Consider the following 18,781-nt stretch of genomic DNA (forward strand, 5'->3'; position numbering starts at 1 on the left):
ACCCAGGCAGACCGCCGGTGATCGTGGACGCGAGGCTCAGACGTCTGTTTCAGGACGGTCGGGATGCGCCCAGTGCGTGTGGAAGGCGCCCTGCCGGTCGATACGCCGGTAGGTGTGAGCGCCGAAGTAGTCCCGCTGGCCCTGCAGCAACGCGGCCGGTAGCCGGTCGGCCCGCAGTGTGTCGTAGTACGACAGTGCCGCGGCGAACGCGGGAGCGGGGACCCCACGTCGGGCAGCGGTGGCGACGACCTCGCGCCAGGGAACCTGGGCGGCGGTGATCTCCTCCGCGAACCCGGGCTCGGCCAGCAGGCTGACAAGGTCGGGGGCGGCCTGGTGCGCCGTGCGGATGCGATCGAGGAAAGCGGCGCGGATGATGCAACCGCCTCGCCAGATGCCGGCCACCGCTGCGAAGTCGATGTCCCAGCCGTATGCGAGCGCGGCGTCCTGGATCATCGTGAAGCCCTGGTCGTACGCGATGACCTTGGAGGCGTACAGCGCCTGCTCGACCTGCGACGTGAAGCGTTCTGCCTCGGAGCGACTCTTCGGTATGCGCATGCCGCCGGGCAGCGGACGGTATGCGGTACGCAGGGCGGACTGGCCGGAGGCTGCGCGTGCGAAGGTCGCCTGAGCGATGGTCGTGACGGGTGAGGCGAGGTCGAGAGCGGTCTGTACGGTCCAGCGGCCGGTGCCCTTCTGCCCGGCGGCATCAGCGACCACGTCGACGAAGGGCCTGCCGGTATCGGCATCCGTGTGGGAGAGGACCTCGGCGGTGATCTCGATCAGATAGGAGTTCAGTCGCCCCTTGTCCCAGGTGCGGAAAATCCCGGCGATCTCAGCCGGGCTGTACTGGGCGACCTGGCGGAGCAGGTCGTAGGCTTCGGCGATGAGCTGCATGTCGGCGTACTCGATGCCGTTGTGGACCATCTTCACGAAATGGCCGGCGCCGTCGGACCCGATGTGTGTGCTGCATACCTCCCCGCCGACAGGGGCACTGATGGTCTCGAACATGGGGCCCAGGACGGCGTAGGCCTCCTTCGAACCGCCCACCATGATGGACGGCCCGTTCAGGGCACCCTCCTCACCGCCGGAGACACCTGCTCCGACGAAGTGGATGCCGCGTTCGCGTAGATCCGCCTCACGGCGCCGGGTGTCGACGAAGTGGGCGTTCCCGCCGTCGATGATCATGTCCCCGGACTCCAGTAGCGGGGCGAATTCATCGATGACCGCGTCCGTGGCGGCGCCTGCCTGCACCATGATCATGAGTCGGCGAGGGCGCTGCAGGGCATCGACGAAATCCCGGGCGGTTTCGGCCGGCACGAAGGCGCCCTCGTGACCGAACTCCTCCATGAGGGCCTTCGTACGCGACGGGGTCCGGTTATGGACGGCGACCGTGTAGCCATGGCGTGCGAAGTTCCGGGCCAGGTTTCGGCCCATCACCGCGAGTCCGGTGACTCCGATGTGCGCGCGTGTGTTCACGATGATCTCTTTCTCTGCCACCTGTACGGCGGAAGACGAGTAGGCGGTCGTGGCTGTCATCGCTGCTGTCCGCCCACGGCCGCGAGGTAGGTGAAGGCCTCGGCACTGCGACTTCCCGGGGCGGGGACTCCGACCAGCAGGTGCTGTCCCGGGACGGCCGCCACGCCGTGGACGCGGTACGAGAGCTCGATGTGTCCGGCTGTTGGGTGGACCACCTTTCTGTACGCGTGGTCCAGGCCGATCGCGGCGCTGTTCTCCCAGCTCCCTGCGAAGTCGGCCGACTCTGCGGACAGGCCGGTGATGAGGTCCATGATTTCGGTGTCGTTGGGCAGCCGGACGGCGTTGAGGCGCAGCGTGTGCAGCGAGCCGGCGGCGGCCACAGGCCATTCGGTGAAGTAGGTCCGTGCCCCGGGGTGAGTGAAGAGGATCCGGAGCAGGTTCCGATCGGTGCCGGCCGCGTCGGCGAAAGGGGACAGCAGTACTCGGGCGGGCGCGTTGGCCGCCAGGATGTCGAAGCAGGGACTCAGTACGTAGGCCGCTGCCTGGTGAGAAGCGTCCAGGATGCGCAGTAGTTCCGGGTGCACCTGTCCGCGGGCGGTGTCGGGACGCAGGTTCGGGTTGAGCCCGGCGAGACGGAACAGGTGGCTTCGCGCATCCGGGGCCAGACGAAGGGCCTGGGCGAGGGCTTCGGCGATCCGGGGCGAAGGGTGTCGCTGCCGGCCTTGCTCCAGTCGGCTGTAGTGGTCGGCGCTGACGTGTGCCAGGACCGCCACCTCCTGCCGGCGCAGTCCATCCACCCGGCGACGACCACCGGTGCTCAGGCCGACGTCCGCGGGAGCCAGCCGGGACCTGCGGGCCCGGAGGAACTCCCCCAGGGAGTTCTCCTGTGGCTCCTCGGTGGGCCCGCGGGTTCGTGCTGAGCCCACGGGCGCCATGGAGGGCACATGCATGCGCATCCGCATTCCTTCCCGGCTCGGCGCACCGGAAGTCGGCGTGCCCGATGCGAGCCGGCCCTTCGGTGCGCTTCAGGCATCCGGAGTCTTGAGGTGGTAGCGGGTGTTGCCGGTGAAGTCGATGGTGACCTCCCGCCGGGCGAAGGACCACGTTCCCTGACGCCGCTCGAAGCGGTCGCGGTAGCGTCCGCCCGCCACCATCTGCAGCGGCAGGAGGCCGGGCACTGCTTGCAGGATGTTGTAGTACGACCGCGCTTCGGCGCTGCCGTCGTCCTCGTTCACTTCGATGAGGATGTTCGTCGTGAGGTGCCGGGTGCGCAGGGTTCCGTCGTCGTGCACGACCAGCATCGAGCTGATCAGGTTTTCGATGGCCTTCCCCCCGCGGAGGCTCACCTCACCGGACACGAACTCCGCGTTCTCGAAGAGTGCGCCGAACTCCGCGAAGTCACCGTCGTCGACGAGGTGCGAGTAGCGGGCGATGAGGTTCTCGATCTGTCGGGCGCTGGAGATCGAGGAGGTGGAAGCAGGCATGGCAGTGGCCTTTCGACAGGGGGGATTCGCTCGCCCCGGCGGGCGAACACCCTCAGTCTGTTCGCGCGACGACCGGCCAGGAAGGACCTGTCTTCCTGGGTGCCACACACCCATGTTCCACTCGGATCCGTGGGTGGGCCGGCCCACCCACGGTGTCCCCTACAGGTCCTTGATCTGCGAGTCGCCGACGGCGAGAGCCAGTTCGGGGCCGTAGGCGGAGGAAGGCGACTGGAAGCCGGGCGTGAAGGAGCCGGCCAGCACGCGGCGGGCGATCTCCACGGAGGAGAGCTGGGTGAACCGGTAGCCGGTCGGTGTGTCGATCAGGGAACGGGCCACGCTGCCGTCCCGGCCGGTGACCTCGGCCACGACCTTGCTGCGTCCCACCTCCCGCTCCTGGGCGGTAGGGCCGTCGGGCAGCGTCGAAAGGTCCAGGTCGATGGGGAGCGGCTGCCCGACCTGAACGTACACCTCGATCGAGGGGACGCCCGTGGCGTAGTGGCTGGTGATCAGGTCGCCCATGGACACGGATACGCACTCTTCCGGACCGTCGTCACCGAAGTCGAACGAGGTGGCCTTGGGCTCCGGCAGCGCGACGATGTCCCCGTCCTTGCGGACCAGCACGCCCAGGTCACCGATGCCCTCAGTGGCGCTGACGATGGACCCGCGGGAGAAGAGATTCAAGCCCTCCGACTCCTCGGGGGTCGCGCTGAGGAGCTTGAGCGCCAGGCGCAGACTGATGGGCTCGTCGACGCGTGCCGCAGCATGGGCGGCCACGCAGTCGCTGGGCACGACGTCCCAGCCGGCGCCGGACATGACCATCACGCCGGCCGCCGCGGCCTCGGCGTGCCGGGAACGCGCGGTGGCGAACACGTCGTATTCGGCGGTGGTATCGAGGTAGTGCACACCCTTGTCGATGCAGGCGTCCATCAGCGGGCCCGCGGTGCGCTGGAAGGGGCCGGCGACGTTCAGGACCACGGTGATGCCGTCGAGCGCGTCTCGCAGGAGTGCGGGGTCATCGACCGTGAATGCCCGGCTGTCGACACCGAGTTCCTCACCGAGTGCCTTGACGCGCTCCTGGTTGCGGCCGGCCACGACGACGTCGAGGCCCGACTCCTTGGCGTGCTCGGCGACGAGCTTCCCGGTGTAACCGGTGGCTCCGTAAACCAGCAGGCGGGGGGTGGCTGACATGATGCGCTCCCATAGACAGGTAATGAGGTGGGACTGCGGGAAAGGCACGTCCCGAGCGGTGACGCGCTCGGTGCTGTGTGCCTTACATCCAGGCTAGGAGCAGATCCGGACACATACGGTCCTGGTCTCTCACCGGTCGCCGAGTGACCCGCCCGGTCGTCACGAGCGGCTCGTCACGGCTGCTCGTCGGCTCCCTGCCGGCCCGCTTCGTTCCCTCGGTACAGAGCGTCGAGCCGGGCGAGCAGCGCTTCGCGAACGGAGTCGGGGGACAGCACCTCCAGCGGCGTGCGCAGGCTCAGGAGGTAGCCGGCGAGCTGGTCGGGGTCGGACCCGCCGATGCTGATGACCGTCGCGTTCGGCCCGTCGGGTTCATGGGTGGCGACGATGGGTGCTACCAAGCGCCGGGCGTCGTCGTAGGACAGTGGAAGCCGGACGCGGGCGAAGAAGGGATATCCGGTGCGGGTGATGGTGTCGGAGACCAACTGCGCGGCGTCCGGGGCGTCCGGCACCTCGATCACTTCTCCGGTGGACACGACCTCCACGACCCGGTCCGCACGGAACGTCCGCCAGGCCGACCGTTCTACGTCGCGGGCCACGAAGTACCAGTGTGCGCCGGTGTACACCAGGCGGTGCGGATCGACGCACCGGACCGTGGTGGTGCCATGCATGTCGCGGTAGGTGAGTGTGGTGCGCTCGGAGGCCCGGCAGACGGAGGCCAGCAGCAGGAGCACGTCGGCGGACGCCCGGGGGGTCTCGCAGCGCGGAGTGTGTTCGACGGTGGCATCGAGCCCCTCCAGCCGCCTCGCCATCCGGGTGGGGAGGATCTGCCGCAGCTTCAGCAGTGCCGACAGTGCTGCCGGGTCGGCGCCCAGTGCCGCTCCGTGTGCGGCTTCCCTGAGCGCCACGGCTACGGCGAACACCTCGTCGTCGTCCAGGTTCAGCGGCGGCATGCGATTGCCCGCGCCGAAGCGGTAGCCGCCACCCGGCCCCGGTACGGACTCCACGCCGTAGCCGAGCTCACGCAGCTTGTCGACGTCCCGGCGCACCGTGCGCTCGGTGACGTCCAGCTGCCGCGCCAGCTCCGCGTTGGACCAGGTGGGCCTGCTCGACAGCAAGGACACCAACCGAAGCAGCCGAGCAGAGGTGGTGATCATGGAACGAACCTATCCGGGAGCCGCGAACGGGGCGGCCCCGCGTGGGTCGGAGCCGGCGCGGAGCTCTCGCACACCGCCGTCGCGGCGCCGGCAGGACATCACGCGATGGTCGCGCCGCGCTCGGCGGGCGCCACGAGGGACGTGACCGCCGAGGCGCTCGCACTGCCGGGCTCGGGCACGCCGACCAGGAGCTGCTGTCCTGGAGCGTCGTGGACGTCGAAGGTCTGGTACGTCAGCTCGATACGGCCGACGCCGGGCAGCACGAAGACCTTGTACGCACGGGTCATGCTCTCGACCTCGTTCTCCTGCCACACCCCCCGGAAGTCCGGTGATTCCTGCGACATTTCCGCCACGAGACCGCTGATGCCGGGGTCGTCGGGGAACCGGCCCGCGTGCAGCCGCAGCGCGTGCACCGTGGCGCGCGCCACGACGGGCCACTCGACGAAGACCTCGCGCGCACGGGGGTGCTGGAACAGCATCCGGACCATGTTCGAGGTGCCCTCGAAGGGTGCGAGAAGTGCGGTGGCGACGGCGTTCTTCGCGAGTACGTCGAAGGCGGGGCTCAGCACATAGGCGGCGGCTGCGGGAAAGGCGTCCAGCAGGTGCAGCAGAGAAGGATGGACCAGGTCACGGCCCGCGGCCGAGGTGAGCGCGGGGTGAAGGCCCGCCAGCCGGAAGAGGTGGGTCCGCGCGTCCGGTGTCAAACGCATCGCCCGCCCCACCGCGTCGACCACCTGCGGTGAGGGGTGGCGCTCGCGCCCCTGTTCCAGGCGCGCGTAGTAGTCGACGCTCACGCCGGCGAGCACAGCCACCTCTTCCCGCCGCAGGCCCTTGACTCTTCGGCTGCCACCACCGGCGAGCAGACCCACGTCGGTCGGTTCGGTGCGGGCGCGGTTGGCGCGCAGGAAGGCACCGAGTTCGTTCTGCGGCTGCTGCATTTTCCGACCTGTCGGTTGGGGCGAACGGAAAGGTGATGTAGGGACCGGCGGGGCGGACACCGCCCTCACTACCGGGCTTTCCGCCCGTCCTCAAGGAGGGCGGAGACAGTCCGCATCAAGTGCTCACGCACCGATTGCGGATCATCCAGGTCTCCCCCAGCCATCGCACCGTCCCGCAGGAGGATCAGCACTGCGGTGGTGTGCTCGCTGTCGGTGCAGCCCGCAGCGGTCGCGAGGTTCAGGACCGTCTGCCGGAACCAGGTCCGGTGGGCCTGGACCGCCCGCCGGACAGGATGCCCGGGATCCGGGTACTCGGCGGCGGCGTTGATGAACGGGCAGCCACGGAAGCCCGGCCCGCAGATCTCCGCCCCGATGCCCGCCATCATCATGAGCAGCAGAGCTTCGGGGTCGGTACTCGTCCGGAATGCCTCCGTCACCACCGACCTGATCTGCTGGTCGCGTTGCTCGACGTGGGCGAGCACGAGGTCTTCCTTGCTGGGGAAGTGGCGGTAGAAGGTGACCCGGGTGACCTGGGCCTCAGCGATGATGCGGTCCACGCCGACGTGACGGATGCCGTCGGCGTAGAAGATGGCGGAGGCCGTCTCCAGGAGCCGGGCTCGGGCCGGAGACGCTGTCGCGGGGGCTTGGCGCGGGGTCATTTCACCACTCTACCGGAACGACCGTTCTCCACCAGGACGGCGAGACGTCCGCACCCTCGACCCCTCGGGCGCAGATGACTCACTGCCAGCCAACTCCGCAGCCAGCGCAGCTTCCAGCGATGCAGTCGTCGATTGACGATCACGAGAGCGAGCACTACGGTCAGCGAAGTAGATAGAACGTTCCATCTACTTATGGAGCCCTCTGGGTCTCCTCATGCCACCAGCAGAGAAGGCACACCATGTCCCGACGTCACACCCAGCCCGTACGCCGTACCCGTCGCGCCGTACTTGCGGTCGCCGGCGCGGCAGCCCTGGCCGCCGCCGCAGCCCCCGCCCTCGCCAGCAGCCCTTCCGATGGGGGGAAGACCATCGCGGCCGCAGCTGCCGCCTCGCACTCGGCGCCGAAGCCGACCGTCCTGCTCGTACACGGCGCCTGGGCCGACTCCTCCAGCTGGAGCCCGGTGATCGACCGGTTGCAGGCCCAGGGATATCCCGTACAGGCGATCGCCAACCCCCTGCGCGGGCTCGCCTCGGACGCGGCCTACGTGAAGAGCCGGATCGAGAGCATCGAGGGCCCGGTCGTCCTGGTCGGGCACTCCTACGGCGGTGCGGTCATCGGGGAGGCTGCCACGGAGGAGCCCAATGTGAAGGCACTCGTCTACGTTGCGGCCTTCGCGCCGGACAAGGGCGAGTCGCTCGGCGCGCTGGTCGCCATGAATCCCGGCTCGCACGCCACACCGGACGCCCTGAACCCCGTCCCCTTCGACATGGGCAACGGGGTGAGCGGCGTTGACCTCTCCATCAAGCCCGACAAGTACCGTGACGTGTTCGCCGCGCCCCTGTCCGCACGCAAGGCCAACAGCCTCGCCGCCGTGCAACGGCCGATCAGCGCCGCGGCGCTCGAAGAGACCGCGACGAACGCCGCCTGGCGAGGCATTCCCTCCTGGTACCTGGTCACACGCCAGGACCACGCGCTGCCCCCGACCACCCAGCGCTTCATGGCCCAGCGCGCACACGCCCACACCACCGAGGTCAACGCGCCCCACGCCGTCATGCTGACCCGCCCGGACACCGTGAGCGGTCTGATCCGGCAGGCGGCGACGGCCACCCGATGAACGGCACGACGTTCACACCGGCTCACCCAGCAGTGGCCGCACACAAGGAGACGCAATGGCAGGCTCGATAGAAACAGGAAGTACCGCACCGGAGTTCGTCCTCTCCGGAGGGGTGCTGCGGAACGGTGACTTCGCCCGCGGGGCCTACAGGCTCGACACCGGACGCGCGCGTCCCCTGGTCCTCGCTTTCTACCCGCAGGACAACTCAAGTGTCTGCACCAAGCAGTTGCGCTCCTATTCGAGCGGGCTGGAGCAGTTCACCGAACTGGGTGCCGAGGTCTGGGGCATCAGCCCACAGGACATCGACAGTCATGAGGAGTTCGCCCGCACGAACAACCTCCGCGTGCCTCTGCTCAGCGATCCGGACCGCACCGTGGCCAAGCTCTTCGGCGTCGCCGCTCCCGGCGTCGGCCTCAGGCGCTCGGTGTTCCTCATCGCTCCCGGAGGGCGGATCGCGTGGAAGCACGCGGCGCTTGTCGGCTTGATCTGGCAGCCCCTGGAGAAGCTCACCACGGAACTCGCCCTGCTCTGAGCCTAGATCCCGAGCGGTGCGGCTTCAGCGACAGCAAGCCGCATCCAGGCCGGCGCCCAGGCGCTCGCCGGCTGAGCACCCGACAGCGCCGCCTCAGCAGCAGCGGCGGCGCTGCAGAGCTCGTCCTACAGATGCCGGCGAAAGGAAGCAAGGTGGTGCGCGGTCCACGGTTCGGGATGGCCGAGGCCAATTGCCGGCCGCGATGGAGCCCCTGGGCGTGCCCTTGGCCAAACTGCATATGTCCAGCCCGTACCCAGTGTTTCAAGAGCACGCCAACGCTCCTGGGAGACTGGGCACGGCAGGGACAGCGGGGACGTCATGCGACGGGCCGATCGCGGACGGAGTATGCAGCCTCCCGCGGCGGCCGTGGGACCGCGCCACGACACTCCCTCAGGAAACCGGCGTAAAAGGCCAGGTCAGAGGCATCTGAGGTGCGCTGGCACTCCGCAACAGCGGGTCAGTACCGCACGGCGCACGGTTCGTACCGCACGGAAAACCGCCGCGAAATCCACGTTTCCCCAGGTCAGAACGATTCTGCCTGGGGATGCTGAGTGGGGCGGGTGGGACTCGAACCCACGGCCGACGGATTATGAGTCCGCTGCTCTAACCGGCTGAGCTACCGCCCCGTCTCGGCGTGGCGCGTACAAGTGTGCGCGCCGTCTGCCGCAGCATAGCCGGTCATACGATCTCCTGCCTCGGATGGTCGGCTTCGCGTGACCATGAAGACTTCGCTGCGTGCTGCCCGGTTCCAGGAGGCACGGAATCGCCCCGAAAGAGTCACGGACCGCCCTGTGCGCCCGGTGCGGGCACACGAAAAAGGACCCCGAAGGGCCCTCTTCCGTATCGCTCCCCCGACTGGACTCGAACCAGTAACCCTCCGGTTAACAGCCGAATGCTCTGCCAATTGAGCTACAGGGGATCGCGCTCCCCCGACTGGACTCGAACCAGTAACCTGCCGGTTAACAGCCGGCTGCTCTGCCAATTGAGCTACAGGGGATTGTGGCGTTGCCTCGAATCGTACCTGCCTGGCTGCTGCCGAGCGGCGCGCGTTCGCTGCGACACATACATTAGCGCAAGCAGGGGGGTGCTCCGCCAATCGGTATCTCCCGGGGTGATCTCGGCGTGTGCGGGTAGGCGGGCAGCACACGTCCCCGCACACGTCGCACGGAGCGAAGGAAGGGTGGCAGCCATGCGGTACCGGCTCACGTTCATCGCCGGAGTGGCCCTCGGTTACGTGCTCGGCACGCGAGCCGGGCGCGAGCGTTACGAGCAGCTGAAGAAGGCCGCGCAGACGCTGGCCGAGAATCCCGCTGTGCGGAACGCGGCGGAGTCCGCCGCGCACGGCAGCCGGGACTTCGCCGGCAAGGCATACCACTCGGTGAGCGAGAAGGTCGGGGACAAGGTCCCCGTTTCCGTCTCCGACCGGGTGCGCTCGCTGCGGGAGCGCAGCGGCCACAACGGCAGCGACGACTGGGGTACGACGAACACCTGAGGCCCGTTCCCGTGCCGGGCACACCGCCCGGTACGGGAACGGTCCGCGGGTGCGGCAGAATCTAGGCCATGGGCATAGTGGCCGGCTTGGACAGTTCATCCGCCTTCACGCACATCGTCGTCTGCGACACGGACACCGGTGAGGTGCTGCGGCAGGGGTACGCCGCGCATCCCATCGAGGCCAAGGCCTCCGAGGTGGATCCGCAGGCGTGGCTGCTCTCACTCGGTGAGGCGGCCTCAGGAGGGCTGCTCGAAGGCGTGCAGGCCATCGGTGTGTCCGCGCAGCAGCACGGGCTGGTGCCGCTGGACCACCAGGGCAATCTCGTACGTCCGGCGCTGCTCGGCAACGACCGCCGGGCCCAGGCCGCCGCGGCGGATCTGGTCGACGGGCTCGGCGGGCGGCAGGCCTGGGCCGAGGCCGTCGGGGCGGTCCCGCAGGCCGCGCAGCCCGTGGCGAAGCTGCGCTGGCTGGTACGGTCCGAGCCGGAGAACGCGCAGCGGGTGGCCGCCGTCCTGCAGCCGCACGACTGGCTGGTGTGGCAGCTGCTCGGCCGTCCGGCCCGCCGGACGACGGACCGTGGGGCCGCGTCCGGCACGGGTTACTGGTCGGCCGGCTCGGAGTCCTACCGGCCCGAACTCGTGGAGCTCGCCCTCGGCCATCAGGCCGCGCTGCCCGAGGTCCTCGGCCCGGCCGATTCCGCCGGGATGACGCCTGAGGGGCTGCTGATCTCGGCGGGCACCGGCGAGACGATGGCCGCGGCCTTCGGACTGGGTGTCGCCGTGGGGGACGCCGTCGTGTCGCTGGGGGCCTCGGGCTCGGTGATGGCCGTGCACCACGAGGCGCTGGCCGACCCGTCGGGCATGATCACCTCCTTCGCCGACGCGACCGGGATGCATCTGCCGGTGGTCCACACGTCGAACGCCGTACGCGCACTGCGTGGCACGGCCGAGATGCTGGGGCTGGAGGGTCTGGACGAACTGTCCGCCCTGGCACTGAAGTCGACGCCGGGTGCCTCGGGGCTCGTCCTGCTTCCCTACCTGGAGGGCGAGCGCACCCCGCAGCTGCCGCACACCGCGGGCACCCTGAGCGGGCTGCGCCGCGAGTCGATGAAGCCCGAGCACCTGGCGCGGGCCGCCTTCGAGGGGATGCTGTGCTCGCTGGCCGACGCGCTGGACGTGCTGCGGGACCGTGGCGTGGAGGTGCGGCGGGTGTTCCTGCTGGGCGCGGCCGCCGAACTGCCCGCCGTACAGGCGCTGGCGCCCGCGGTGTTCGGCACCCAGGTCGTCGTGCCGCAGCCCGCCGAGTACGCGGCGCGGGGTGCGGCCCGGCAGGCGGCGTGGGCCCTCGGCGTCTCGCAGGGGACGCTCGACGCGCGTACTCCCCCGGCCTGGCAGGGTGCGGCGGCACAGGTGCTGGAGCCGGGTGAGGAGCTCGCGGTGGGCCGCGCGGTGCGCCAGCAGTACGGTGCGACCCGGGACCAGATCCACCCCGGGGCCTTCGGCGGAACCGTCTGAGGAGCGCGGGCCGGAATTTTGACCGGGGCTTGAGGAAAAGCGTTGGCAGGAGCGGTCCGGAGTGCCGGAGTATGGACCGGCCTCTGCCCTTCGCCGACTCCGAGAGACTCGTGTGCTCATAAAACTCCTGCGGACCTACCTGGATCCGTACAGACGTCCCATCGTGCTGCTGGTGCTGCTCCAGCTTCTGCAGACCTGCGCAAGCCTCTATCTACCCAGCCTCAACGCGGACATCATCGACAACGGGGTCGTGCGGGGTGACACGGGGTACATCCTCGAATTCGGCGGCGTGATGATCGTCGTCAGCATCATCCAGATCGTCTGCAACATCGGGGCGGTCTACTACGGCGCCCGCACCGCCTCCGCTCTCGGACGCGATGTGCGGGCGTCGGTCTTCGGCCGGGTGCAGTCGTTCTCCGCGCGCGAGGTGGGACGGTTCGGGGCGCCCTCGCTCATCACCCGTACGACCAATGACGTGCAGCAGGTCCAGATGCTCGTCCTGATGGCGTTCACCCTGATGGTCTCTGCGCCCATCATGTGCGTCGGCGGCGTCATCATGGCGCTCGGCCAGGACGTCCCGCTGTCGGCGGTGCTGCTGGCCGTGCTGCCCGTGCTCGGCGTCTCGGTGAGCCTCATCGTGCGGAGGATGCGGCCGCTGTTCCGCACGATGCAGGAGCGGCTGGACACGGTGAACCGTGTGCTGCGCGAGCAGATCACCGGCAACCGCGTCATCCGCGCGTTCATCCGTGACGGCTACGAGGAGGAACGCTTCCGCGGCGCCAACACGGAGCTGACGGACGTCGCGGTGTCGACGGGCCGGCTGATGGCCCTGATGTTCCCGACGGTGATGACGGTGGTGAACCTGTCGTCCGTCGCCGTGGTCTGGTTCGGCGCGCACCGCATCGACAGCGGCGGGATGCAGATCGGGGCGCTGACCGCGTTCCTCGCGTATCTGATGCAGATCGTCATGTCGGTGATGATGGCCACCTTCATGTTCATCATGGTGCCGCGCGCCGAGGTCTGCGCCGAGCGGATCCAGGAGGTGCTGGAGACCGATTCGAGCGTGGTGCCGCCCACCGCTCCGGTCACGGAGCTGCTCGCCCACGGTCATCTGGAGGTACGGGGCGCGGAGTTCCGCTACCCGGGCGCCGAGGAGCCGGTGCTGCGCTCGGTCGATCTCGTGGCGCGGCCCGGGGAGACGACCGCGATCATCGGGTCGACGGGCAGCGGGAAGTCGACGCTGCTCGGTCTCGTCCCGCGGCTCTTCGACGCGACGGACGGCGAGGTGCTCGTCGACGGTACGGACGTGCGCACGCTGGATCCGGTCCTGCTGGCGAAGACCGTGAGCCTGGTCCCGCAGAAGCCGTACCTGTTCTCCGGGACGGTCGCGACGAACCTGCGCTACGGCAATCCGGACGCGACCGACGAGGAGTTGTGGCACGCGCTGGAGGTGGCGCAGGCGAAGGACTTCGTGGAAGGGCTGGAGCACGGCCTCGACGCGCCGATCGCGCAGGGCGGCACCAATGTCTCCGGTGGTCAGCGGCAGCGGCTCGCGATCGCGCGGACGCTGGTACAGCAGCCGGAGATCTATCTCTTCGACGACTCGTTCTCGGCCCTGGACTACGCGACGGACGCCGCGTTGCGCGCTGCGCTGTCCCGTGAGACGGCGGGGGCGACCGTGGTGATCGTGGCACAGCGGGTGTCCACGATCCGTGACGCCGACCGGATCCTGGTCCTGGACGAGGGCCGGGTCGTCGGGACGGGCAGCCACCACGAGCTGATGGACGGCAACGAAACCTACCGGGAGATCGTGCTCTCCCAACTGACGGAAGCGGAGGCCGCCTGATGGCAGGACCGGGCGGACGGATGATGGCCGGAGGGCCCACCGAGCGGTCCATGGACTTCAAGGGGTCCGGGAAGCGGCTGCTGAGACGGTTCAGCAAGGAGAAGTCCTCGTTGTGGCTCATGCTGGGCGCCGGAGCGCTGAGCGTGGGGCTCTCCGTGGCGGGGCCCAAGATCCTCGGCGGGGCCACGGACCTGATCTTCGCGGGTGTCGTCGGACGGCAGATGCCGGACGGCACGACGAAGGAGCAGGCCGTCGACGGCCTGCGCGAGCAGGGTGACGGCGGGCTCGCCGACATGCTGACCGGGGTGGACTTCGTCCCCGGCGACGGCATCGACTTCGGTGCGGTGAGCCAGGTCCTGCTGACGGCGCTCCTGGTGTACGTCGCCGCCGGGCTGCTGATGTGGGTGTCGACCCGGCTGTCGATCCGGGTGATCAACCGGGTGGTCTTCCAACTGCGCGAGGACCTGCAGACGAAGCTTGCGCGGCTCCCGCTGTCCTATTTCGACCGGCAGCAGCGCGGCGAGGTGCTGAGCCGGGCGACGAACGACATCGACAACATCTCGCAGACGATGCAGCAGACGATGGGCCAGCTCATCAACTCCCTGCTGACCATCGTCGGCGTGCTGATCATGATGTTCTGGATCTCGCCGCTGCTCGCCCTGGTCGCGCTGGTCACGGTCCCCCTGTCGGTTCTCGTCGCGGCGCGGGTCGGCAAGCGGTCACAGCCGCACTTCGTGGCGCAGTGGAAGGTGACGGGCAAGCTCAACGCCCACATCGAGGAGATGTACACCGGCCACACGCTGGTGAAGGTCTTCGGGCGTCAGGAGGAGTCCGCGCGGGACTTCGCCGAGCAGAACGACGCGTTGTACGAGGCGGGCTTCAAGGCCCAGTTCAACAGCGGGATCATGCAGCCGCTGATGATGTTCGTGTCGAACCTGAACTATGTGCTGGTCGCGGTCGTCGGCGGGCTGCGGGTCGCGTCGGGTGCGCTGTCGATCGGCGATGTGCAGGCGTTCATCCAGTACTCGCGGCAGTTCTCGATGCCGCTGACGCAGGTCGCCTCGATGGCGAACCTGGTGCAGTCGGGCATCGCGTCCGCCGAGCGGGTCTTCGGCCTGCTGGACGCCGAGGAGCAGGCGCCCGACCCCGATCCGGCCGAGCGGCCGGAGGAGTTGCGCGGCAGCGTCTCGCTGGAGCACGTGTCCTTCCGGTACGACCCGGAGAAGCCGCTCATCGAGGATCTCTCGCTGAGCGTGGAGCCCGGCCACACGGTCGCGATCGTCGGCCCGACGGGTGCCGGCAAGACGACGCTGGTCAACCTGCTGATGCGGTTCTACGAGGTGACGGGCGGCCGGATCACCCTCGACGGGGTCGACGCGGCGAAGATGTCGCGTGACGCACTCCGTTCGGGCATAGGCATGGTGCTCCAGGACACCTGGCTGTTCGGCGGGACGATCGCGGAGAACATCGCCTACGGCTCCTCGCGCGAGGTGACCCGGGAGGAGATCGAGGAGGCGGCGCGGGCGGCCCACGCCGACCGTTTCGTCCGGACGCTGCCCGAGGGGTACGACACGGTGATCGACGACGACGGGGCCGGGGTCAGCGCGGGCGAGAAGCAACTGATCACGATCGCGCGGGCGTTCCTGTCCGACCCGGTGATCCTGGTGCTCGACGAGGCCACCAGCTCGGTGGACACCCGGACCGAGGTGCTGATCCAGAAGGCGATGGCGCGGCTGGCCCACGGTCGTACGAGCTTCGTGATCGCGCACCGGCTCTCCACCATCCGGGACGCGGACGTGATCCTGGTGATGGAGAACGGCTCGATCGTCGAACAGGGCACGCACGAAGGCCTGTTGGCGGCCAAGGGCGCCTATGCTCGGCTGTACGCCGCACAGTTCGCGCAGGCGCTGGCCGAGGTCGACTGACGGCCTCGGCCTTCGGCGGAACACGACGACGGGGTGGGCACGGTGGCGGAGAGTGGCGAGGCACGGCAGAACGGCGGCACGACCGGAACAGGCGTGGCGCTCGGCGTCGGCGTGGGTGCGGGTCTCGGGTCCGCGTTCGGTGCGCTGACCGGCGGTCTGGCGCTGGGCGTCGGCGTCGGGATGGCCCTGGGTGTGGCCGTCGGTGCCGTGCTGGGGTCGGCTTCCGGGAGGAAGCGGGGCGAAGAGTCCTGACCGTGTGCCGGTCCGCTCAGTCCAGGTAGCCGCGGAGCTGGTCGGCGAAGGCGTGGTCCCGTAGCTTCTCGAGGGTCTTGGCCTCGATCTGGCGGATGCGTTCACGTGTCACGCCGAAGATCCGTCCGATCTCCTCGAGCGTGCGGGGCCGCCCGTCGTCCAGCCCGTAGCGCAGCTGGACGACCTTCCTCTCCCGCTCCCCCAGGGTGGAGAGCACCGCGTCCAGGTGTTCGCGCAGCAGCAGGAAGGCCGCGGACTCCACGGGTGAGGCGGCGTCGCCGTCCTCGATGAGGTCGCCGAAGGCGACGTCATCCTCCTCGCCCACGGGCGCGTGCAGGGACACGGGTTCCTGGGCGAGGCGCCGGACCTCGACGACGCGCTCGGGCGTCAGGTCGAGCTGGGCCGCGACCTCTTCGGCGGTGGGCTCGTAGCCGCGTTCCTGGAGCATGCGGCGCTGGACGCGTACGACCCGGTTGATCAGCTCGACGACATGCACCGGGACTCTTATGGTCCTGGCCTGGTCGGCGAGTGCGCGGGACATCGCCTGGCGGATCCACCAGGTGGCGTACGTGGAGAACTTGTAGCCCCGGGCGTAGTCGAATTTCTCGACGGCCCTGATCAGGCCGAGGTTCCCCTCCTGGACCAGGTCCAGCATGGTCAGGCCCCGGCCCACGTAGCGCTTGGCCACGGAGACCACGAGGCGGAGGTTGGCCTCGATGAGCCGGCGTTTCGCCATCCGTCCCATGACCACGAGCCGGTCCAGGTCGACGGCGAGACGGGAGTCGGGGTCGGGGGTGCCGGCGAGCCGTTCCTCGGCGAAGAGTCCCGCCTCGACGCGGCGGGCGAGGTCCACCTCATCTGCGGCGCTGAGCAGCGGTATCCGCCCTATCTCCCGTAAGTACTGGCGGAAGAGGTCGGACGTCGGGCCGGCTGTTTCCGGTCGGCTCCGCGGCTCTGCGGGCTCCACCGGCTCCTCCAGCACCGGTTCGGGCGTGCCCGCCGTCTCCGGGTGACGTGTGACCCGGATCTGCGCGGGAATCGCCGGGACATGCTCGGTCGTGGTCGGCACGGTCCGGGTCTGCACGGGGGCGACCTCCAGGTGATCGCTGCCGGATCGCGGGGGATGGAGGTCCGCCCTGGGCGGGCCGCCGCGCTCCGATGACTCAGGCACCGCCACCCAGTGTGGGGTACGACACATCGCTGCCACGAGGGGCGTGCGGTGCCTTTTTGCGTCCGGGGTGTGACGGGGTGCCGGTACGGCTCAGAGGGCGGCGGCGCCGTGGCTCCGCAGCGACTGGGCGTACTGCTGGAGGACCCAGACCTCGTTCTGCGCGGCGGCCAGATGGTCCGGGGCGACATTGCTGCCGAGGCGGGCGAGGCTGCCCTGGACGTCGTCGATCCTGCGGTCGACGGCGCGGAGGCGGACCTGGACGAGCTGCATGCCCGCGTAGGTCTCGTCGATCGTCTTGCCGTGGAACACCTCGACGGCGAGCTCGGTGACGAGGTTGCGCACGGTGTCGTTCGGGGCCGCGTCCAGCACGTTGACCAGGTAGTCACGGGTCTCGGCGAGGCCCTGTTCGGCGCCGCCCGCCTCCGCGATGCACTGGCGCACCGCCGCGTACGGCGGGGCGGTGAACTCGTCGATGCCGTAGGCGTCGAAGGCGGGCGACACCAGGGCGGGCTTCTGCAGGGCCAGCTTGAGCAGCTCGCGCTCCGTGCGGTGGGCGGGGCTGCGGAGGTTGAGCGCGGGGCCCGGCGGTGCCTTCGGGGCCTGGACCTGCTGGTGCGGGGGGCCGCCCCGGGAGGGACCGCCCTGCGCGGGTCCGCGCTCGCCCCGGTCGCGGGCCCAGCGGGCGAGCTGACCGACGCGCTTGACCACGAACTGGGTGTCCAGGATGCCCAGCAGGCCGGCGAGCTGGACCGCGACCTCGTGCTGCGAGGAGCTGTTCTTGATGCGGGCGACCACGGGCCCCGCCTCGTCGAGCGCGGCGGCGCGGCCGGCCGGGGTCTCCAGGTCGTACCGCCCGACGATCTGGCGGAGGGCGAATTCGAAGAGCGGGGTGCGGGGTTCGACGAGGTCGCGGACGGCGTCGTCGCCCTTGGCGAGCCGCAGGTCGCACGGGTCCATGTTGTCCGGGGCGATCGCGATGTAGGTCTCGGCGGCGAACTTCTGGTCGTCCTCGAAGGCGCGCAGAGCAGCCTTCTGACCTGCGGCGTCACCGTCGAAGGTGAAGATGACCCGGGCGCTGCCGTTGTCCATCAGGAGCCGTCGGAGGATCTTGATGTGGTCGTTGCCGAACGAGGTGCCGCAGGTGGCGATGGCGGTGGTGACCCCGGCGAGGTGACAGGCCATGACATCGGTGTAGCCCTCGACGACGACGGCCCGGCTCGCCTTGGCGATGTCCTTCTTGGCCAGGTCGATGCCGTACAGCACCTGGGACTTCTTGTAGATCGAGGTCTCGGGGGTGTTGAGGTACTTCGGGCCGTTGTCGTCGTCGCGGAGTTTGCGGGCGCCGAAGCCGACGATCTCGCCCGAGGTGTCGCTGATCGGCCACATCAGCCTGCCGCGGAAGCGGTCGATGGGGCCCCGGCGGCCGTCCTGGGAGAGACCGGAGCTGATGAGCTCCTTGTCGCTGAAGCCCTTGCCACGCAGATAGCGGGTGAGGTGGTCCCAGCCGGCGGGGCTGTAGCCGACGGCGAAGTGGGCCGCGGCGTCCTGGTCGAAGCCACGTGCGGCGAGGAAGTTCCGGCCGATCTCCGCTTCGGGGCCGTTCAGCTGCTCGCGGTAGAAATCGGCGGCGATCTTGTGTGCCTCGACCAGCCGGATGCGCTCGCCGCGCTGGTGGGAGGGGTTGTAGCCGCCCTCCTCGTAGCGCAGGGTGATGCCCGCCTGGCCGGCGAGGCGCTCGACCGTCTCGGAGAAGGTGAGGTGATCGATCTTCATCACGAAGGCGATCGTGTCGCCGCCCTCCTGGCAGCCGAAGCAGTGGAACAGGCCCTTGCCCGGGCTCACCTGGAAGGAGGGGGACTTCTCGTCGTGGAAGGGGCAGAGCCCCTTGAGGTTTCCGCCGCCCGCGTTGCGCAGCTGGAGGTACTCGGACACGACGGCGTCGATCGGGACCGCGTCCCGGACCGCCTTCACGTCGTCGTCATTGATCCTGCCTGCCACGCGTGAAGTCTACGGGTGGGGCCGGGCATCCGGGACC

At 69.3% G+C, this 18,781-nt stretch carries 16 protein-coding genes and 3 tRNA genes; 7 read left to right on the forward strand and 12 right to left on the reverse strand.

The window, feature by feature from the left end:
* Nucleotides 1–36: 36 nt before the first annotated feature.
* From gndA to ACFYQ5_RS07260, 7 genes are all read right to left on the reverse strand, one after another.
* Nucleotides 37–1,476 (reverse strand): NADP-dependent phosphogluconate dehydrogenase, encoded by a 1,440-nt coding sequence (gene gndA / locus ACFYQ5_RS07230; RefSeq protein WP_389194339.1) that lies wholly within the window; start codon nucleotides 1,474–1,476, stop codon nucleotides 37–39.
* A 56-nt stretch (nucleotides 1,477–1,532) separates the two neighbouring features.
* Nucleotides 1,533–2,432 (reverse strand): helix-turn-helix transcriptional regulator, encoded by a 900-nt coding sequence (locus ACFYQ5_RS07235; protein WP_389194341.1) that lies wholly within the window; start codon nucleotides 2,430–2,432, stop codon nucleotides 1,533–1,535.
* Nucleotides 2,433–2,501: 69 nt separating this feature from the next.
* Nucleotides 2,502–2,960 carry a nuclear transport factor 2 family protein gene (locus ACFYQ5_RS07240; protein ID WP_356324453.1) on the reverse strand — a complete coding sequence of 153 codons (459 nt, stop codon included), beginning with the start codon at nucleotides 2,958–2,960 and terminating at the stop codon, nucleotides 2,502–2,504.
* A 159-nt stretch (nucleotides 2,961–3,119) separates the two neighbouring features.
* Nucleotides 3,120–4,148 carry a saccharopine dehydrogenase family protein gene (locus tag ACFYQ5_RS07245; RefSeq protein WP_389194344.1) on the reverse strand — a complete coding sequence of 343 codons (1,029 nt, stop codon included), beginning with the start codon at nucleotides 4,146–4,148 and terminating at the stop codon, nucleotides 3,120–3,122.
* A 173-nt stretch (nucleotides 4,149–4,321) separates the two neighbouring features.
* Nucleotides 4,322–5,302, reverse strand: coding sequence for a helix-turn-helix transcriptional regulator (locus tag ACFYQ5_RS07250; protein WP_389194347.1), 981 nt, complete (start codon nucleotides 5,300–5,302; stop codon nucleotides 4,322–4,324).
* 98 nt (nucleotides 5,303–5,400) lie between these two features.
* Entirely contained in the window at nucleotides 5,401–6,240 is an 840-nt protein-coding gene (locus tag ACFYQ5_RS07255; protein ID WP_389194350.1) for a helix-turn-helix transcriptional regulator, read from the reverse strand.
* A 68-nt stretch (nucleotides 6,241–6,308) separates the two neighbouring features.
* Nucleotides 6,309–6,899: a TetR/AcrR family transcriptional regulator gene (locus tag ACFYQ5_RS07260; protein WP_389194352.1), complete on the reverse strand. Its 591-nt coding sequence runs from the start codon at nucleotides 6,897–6,899 to the stop codon at nucleotides 6,309–6,311.
* Between the two features lie 239 nt (nucleotides 6,900–7,138).
* On the opposite strand from ACFYQ5_RS07260, the gene ACFYQ5_RS07265 reads away from it, so the two are divergent.
* Nucleotides 7,139–8,014 carry an alpha/beta fold hydrolase gene (locus ACFYQ5_RS07265; protein ID WP_389194355.1) on the forward strand — a complete coding sequence of 292 codons (876 nt, stop codon included), beginning with the start codon at nucleotides 7,139–7,141 and terminating at the stop codon, nucleotides 8,012–8,014.
* 55 nt (nucleotides 8,015–8,069) lie between these two features.
* Nucleotides 8,070–8,546 (forward strand): peroxiredoxin, encoded by a 477-nt coding sequence (locus ACFYQ5_RS07270; protein ID WP_389194358.1) that lies wholly within the window; start codon nucleotides 8,070–8,072, stop codon nucleotides 8,544–8,546.
* A gap of 552 nt (nucleotides 8,547–9,098) precedes the next feature.
* On the opposite strand, the gene ACFYQ5_RS07275 is transcribed toward ACFYQ5_RS07270, so the two are convergent.
* The 3 genes from ACFYQ5_RS07275 to ACFYQ5_RS07285 form a co-directional block, all read right to left on the reverse strand.
* Nucleotides 9,099–9,172 (reverse strand) — tRNA-Ile (locus tag ACFYQ5_RS07275).
* A gap of 220 nt (nucleotides 9,173–9,392) precedes the next feature.
* A tRNA-Asn gene (locus ACFYQ5_RS07280) sits at nucleotides 9,393–9,465 on the reverse strand.
* A 5-nt stretch (nucleotides 9,466–9,470) separates the two neighbouring features.
* Nucleotides 9,471–9,543, reverse strand: a tRNA-Asn gene (locus ACFYQ5_RS07285).
* Nucleotides 9,544–9,726: 183 nt separating this feature from the next.
* Between ACFYQ5_RS07285 and ACFYQ5_RS07290 the strand changes: the two genes are divergently transcribed.
* From ACFYQ5_RS07290 to ACFYQ5_RS07310, 5 genes are all read left to right on the forward strand, one after another.
* Entirely contained in the window at nucleotides 9,727–10,038 is a 312-nt protein-coding gene (locus ACFYQ5_RS07290) for a YtxH domain-containing protein (RefSeq protein WP_389194361.1), read from the forward strand.
* 68 nt (nucleotides 10,039–10,106) lie between these two features.
* Nucleotides 10,107–11,552 carry an FGGY family carbohydrate kinase gene (locus tag ACFYQ5_RS07295; protein ID WP_389194364.1) on the forward strand — a complete coding sequence of 482 codons (1,446 nt, stop codon included), beginning with the start codon at nucleotides 10,107–10,109 and terminating at the stop codon, nucleotides 11,550–11,552.
* Between the two features lie 112 nt (nucleotides 11,553–11,664).
* Entirely contained in the window at nucleotides 11,665–13,398 is a 1,734-nt protein-coding gene (locus ACFYQ5_RS07300) for an ABC transporter ATP-binding protein (RefSeq protein ID WP_389194366.1), read from the forward strand.
* Nucleotides 13,398–15,323 carry an ABC transporter ATP-binding protein gene (locus ACFYQ5_RS07305; RefSeq protein WP_389194368.1) on the forward strand — a complete coding sequence of 642 codons (1,926 nt, stop codon included), beginning with the start codon at nucleotides 13,398–13,400 and terminating at the stop codon, nucleotides 15,321–15,323. Before ACFYQ5_RS07300 ends, ACFYQ5_RS07305 begins: the two co-directional genes overlap by 1 nt.
* A gap of 42 nt (nucleotides 15,324–15,365) precedes the next feature.
* Nucleotides 15,366–15,575, forward strand: coding sequence for a hypothetical protein (locus ACFYQ5_RS07310; RefSeq protein WP_389194371.1), 210 nt, complete (start codon nucleotides 15,366–15,368; stop codon nucleotides 15,573–15,575).
* A 16-nt stretch (nucleotides 15,576–15,591) separates the two neighbouring features.
* Here the strand turns inward: ACFYQ5_RS07310 and ACFYQ5_RS07315 are convergent, their stop codons facing one another.
* Entirely contained in the window at nucleotides 15,592–16,659 is a 1,068-nt protein-coding gene (locus ACFYQ5_RS07315) for an RNA polymerase sigma factor (protein ID WP_389195346.1), read from the reverse strand.
* 177 nt (nucleotides 16,660–16,836) lie between these two features.
* Nucleotides 16,837–18,744, reverse strand: a complete 1,908-nt coding sequence (gene dnaG / locus ACFYQ5_RS07320) for a DNA primase (RefSeq protein ID WP_389194374.1) — start codon at nucleotides 18,742–18,744, stop codon at nucleotides 16,837–16,839.
* Nucleotides 18,745–18,781 lie beyond the last annotated feature (37 nt).

This window comes from Streptomyces sp. NPDC005794 (assembly GCF_042871445.1).
Classification (GTDB): domain Bacteria; phylum Actinomycetota; class Actinomycetes; order Streptomycetales; family Streptomycetaceae; genus Streptomyces.

What these genes read in the sequence shown, in the direction of transcription:
- ACFYQ5_RS07235 (WP_389194341.1), bottom strand. Translation starts at nt 2,432, where the DNA reads ATGCGCATGCATGTGCCCTCCATGGCGCCCGTGGGCTCAGCACGAACC.
- ACFYQ5_RS07240 (WP_356324453.1), bottom strand. Translation starts at nt 2,960, where the DNA reads ATGCCTGCTTCCACCTCCTCGATCTCCAGCGCCCGACAGATCGAGAAC.
- ACFYQ5_RS07245 (WP_389194344.1), bottom strand. Translation starts at nt 4,148, where the DNA reads ATGTCAGCCACCCCCCGCCTGCTGGTTTACGGAGCCACCGGTTACACC.
- ACFYQ5_RS07250 (WP_389194347.1), bottom strand. Translation starts at nt 5,302, where the DNA reads ATGATCACCACCTCTGCTCGGCTGCTTCGGTTGGTGTCCTTGCTGTCG.
- ACFYQ5_RS07255 (WP_389194350.1), bottom strand. Translation starts at nt 6,240, where the DNA reads ATGCAGCAGCCGCAGAACGAACTCGGTGCCTTCCTGCGCGCCAACCGC.
- ACFYQ5_RS07260 (WP_389194352.1), bottom strand. Translation starts at nt 6,899, where the DNA reads ATGACCCCGCGCCAAGCCCCCGCGACAGCGTCTCCGGCCCGAGCCCGG.
- ACFYQ5_RS07265 (WP_389194355.1), top strand. Translation starts at nt 7,139, where the DNA reads ATGTCCCGACGTCACACCCAGCCCGTACGCCGTACCCGTCGCGCCGTA.
- ACFYQ5_RS07270 (WP_389194358.1), top strand. Translation starts at nt 8,070, where the DNA reads ATGGCAGGCTCGATAGAAACAGGAAGTACCGCACCGGAGTTCGTCCTC.
- ACFYQ5_RS07295 (WP_389194364.1), top strand. Translation starts at nt 10,107, where the DNA reads ATGGGCATAGTGGCCGGCTTGGACAGTTCATCCGCCTTCACGCACATC.
- ACFYQ5_RS07305 (WP_389194368.1), top strand. Translation starts at nt 13,398, where the DNA reads ATGGCAGGACCGGGCGGACGGATGATGGCCGGAGGGCCCACCGAGCGG.